This is a genomic window from Mesorhizobium sp. M8A.F.Ca.ET.021.01.1.1 (genome assembly GCF_003998025.1).
GTDB lineage: Bacteria > Pseudomonadota > Alphaproteobacteria > Rhizobiales > Rhizobiaceae > Mesorhizobium.
The window spans coordinates 1-2,561 of record NZ_RZSJ01000737.1 but is presented as its reverse complement, the minus strand read 5'-3'; the positions used below and the strand labels follow the sequence as shown (position 1 = coordinate 2,561).

General features: G+C 64.6%; 3 protein-coding genes. 2 read left to right on the top strand and 1 reads right to left on the bottom strand.

The window, feature by feature from the left end; all coding sequences use genetic code 11:
* Positions 1 to 8: 8 nt before the first annotated feature.
* Positions 9 to 446: a DUF4189 domain-containing protein gene (locus EOA36_RS33110; RefSeq protein ID WP_245464540.1), complete on the top strand. Its 438-nt coding sequence runs from the start codon at positions 9 to 11 to the stop codon at positions 444 to 446.
* Between the two features lie 69 nt (positions 447 to 515).
* Positions 516 to 1,064 (top strand): invasion associated locus B family protein, encoded by a 549-nt coding sequence (locus tag EOA36_RS33105; RefSeq protein WP_127280975.1) that lies wholly within the window; start codon positions 516 to 518, stop codon positions 1,062 to 1,064.
* A 59-nt stretch (positions 1,065 to 1,123) separates the two neighbouring features.
* Here the strand turns inward: EOA36_RS33105 and EOA36_RS33100 are convergent.
* Positions 1,124 to 2,561 (bottom strand): GMC family oxidoreductase (locus tag EOA36_RS33100; protein WP_145969444.1); only part of this gene is annotated, 1,438 nt, incomplete at its 5' end.

Here is a 2,561-nt window from a genome sequence, read left to right as displayed (position 1 = left end):
TGACAGTCTTGTGCATGGCCTTGCTGTGGAGCGGGCAGGTCGTCTCGGCCGATCTGGTGGAGCCGTCCGAGCCGCCACAGGAGGAGAAAGGCATCTGGGCGGCAATCGCCTATTCCCAGACCGACACCAAGTATGGCTTCTTCTGGGGCGCCGACAAGCGGCAGGAAGCGAAGGACATTGCGCAGAAATATTGCGAGAATGCCGGTGGAAAAGCCTGCAATGTCGTTGCCGTGTTCCGCAATCACCGCCATTGGACGGACGACGACGAGACCGGATTTCCCTACAAGCATTGCGGCGCGCTGGCGGTGGCCGACAAGGTGGAGCATCGGTTCACCCCCTGGGGCGTGAACTCCGCCGAAACGCGCCGCGAAGCCGAAGATCTCGCCTTGCAGGCCTGCGAGGCAGGGGGGATCCAATGCAAGATCCGCGAATGGGTCTGTACGTGACCGTTGCCACGGGGCCTCGAAGCCGACACTTTGGGCATTTGCCCGGCACCGAAGAGAAGGCCGCATTCATTGGTTCGTAGACATTTTTCGCTGAAGGCAGCCGCCATCTGCGCGGCGACCTTCTCCGCTTCGCTACCGGCTGCTTTCGCCCAACAGCAGCAGGCTGGGTCGCTTCCGAATGGCGCGTCGTCGCTCCAGGAAACCTATCAGGACTGGCAGCTGGCCTGCGTCATACAGGACAATGCCCGGGTCTGCACCGTCACGCAGGACCAGACGCAGAAAAACGGCCAGAGGCTTCTGGCCGTGGAGTTGCGCGCGGCGCAGAAGGGCGGATTGATCGGAACCTTGCTGCTGCCCTTCGGCATCCTGTTCGATCCCGGCGTGGCGGCCCAGATCGACGACCAGCCGCCCGTCGGGCCGTTGAAGTTCAGGACCTGCCTGCCGAATGGCTGCGTGGCGCTGTTTCCGATCGACCGGGCGCTGATGCAGAGGCTCAAGGCAGGTACCGAGCTCAAGCTCGACGTCACCACCGCGGCCGAGACCACGCTTAGTTTTCCGGTGTCGCTGAAAGGCCTTGGCGCTGCCCTTGACCGCATGGTCGCGCTCAGCGCGCGTTGAGGAGCATGGCGACAGCGGCCCGAGCCTTGTAGCGAAGGAACGGACGCGCAGCCCTCGGATCAAGACAGCAGGATTTTCCGGCGAGCGAAGGTCTCGGCGATAGCGAGAACCGCGGCGTGTATCGGCCCCGCGGTGAGACTGGGCATGACCGACGCGTCAACGACAAAAAGATTGTCGAGCGCCTTGAGCTTGAGATTCGCATCGACGACGGCGTCCGGGTCCTTGCCCATCCTGCAAGTGCCACAGGGATGGTGGTGTGTAATGACCGACCGCGCGATGAAGTCGTCCATTTCAGCCGTACTGTTCAGGGTGCCTGGCAGGAGCTCGCGCTCTCGCCAGCCGGCGAGTTCATCTCGATGTCCGATTGTCCGGGCTGCCTCGAGCGCCCCGCGAAACAGCGCGCGGTCCCGACCGCTTTGCAAGTATGCGGGGTCAATGATCAATCGACCATCGAGTTCCGGCCCGCTTATGCGCACGCTGCCGCGGCTCGTCGGATGGGTGATCCCGAACAGCAGCGAATATGCAGTGCCAGCGGCAGGCGCCTGAAAGCGCTCGGACACGATCGGCGCGACGCCGCAACCGACGACAATTTCGGGCTGGCCGGTACCGGTAAACCCGTCGGCCCGCATATAGGCCATCGACTCCGAGTGCTGAAGGCGCGAGGGGGGAACGGGTTTGCGGGCCGCATAGAGGTTGCCGGCACCAAGCAGGTGGTCCTGAAGGTTTCGACCGATCTCCGGCATATCGATCACGCAGCTGACGCCCGCGGCGTCGAGTATATCGTGCGGACCGATGCCCGAGCGCATCAGCAAGGCCGGACTTTCCAGCGCGCCGGCGCAAAGCACGATTTGATCCGCAAGGATTTCGACCCGACCCTGCCGCCCCACGACCTCGAGGCCGCGGACCTGATTGCCCTCCAACTTGAGCCGCCGCACCCGCGATCCCGTAAGAATGGTCAGGTTCTTGCGGCTTCGAACCGCCGGCGTGAGCCAGGCGTCGGCCACCGTGACCCGCAGACCGTCTCGAATGTTCAAGGAGTTCGGGGTGACGCCGATCATCTGTCCGCTGTTGTGACCCTCAAGACGCGGCAGGCCGAGCGAAGCGCCGGCTTCGATGAACGCGCGTGCGACCGGACTTACCTCGTCGGTCGGCAAATGGACGGGCATCGGCCCGCCCTTGCCGTAAAGGCCGTTGCCACCGAGCGGGTGATCCTCGATGGCTTGAAACGCGGGCAGCAATCCATTCCAGCTCCACCTGTCATCGCCGGTCGCGTCGACCCATGCCTGGAAGTCGAGGGGATGGCCGCGCATGTAGCCCATCGCATGCAGGCAGCTCGAGCCGCCCACCAACCGCCCGCGCGCCCAGTGATGCACCCGGCCCGCAGTCCCGGTTTGCGGCTCCGTGCGATAGTCCCAATCGTAGCCGCGCCCCTGAAGCGCCGGCCAGGCGGCGGGGTTCCAGATGTCGGGGGCCGCCGCCTCTTCGCCCGCCTCGATC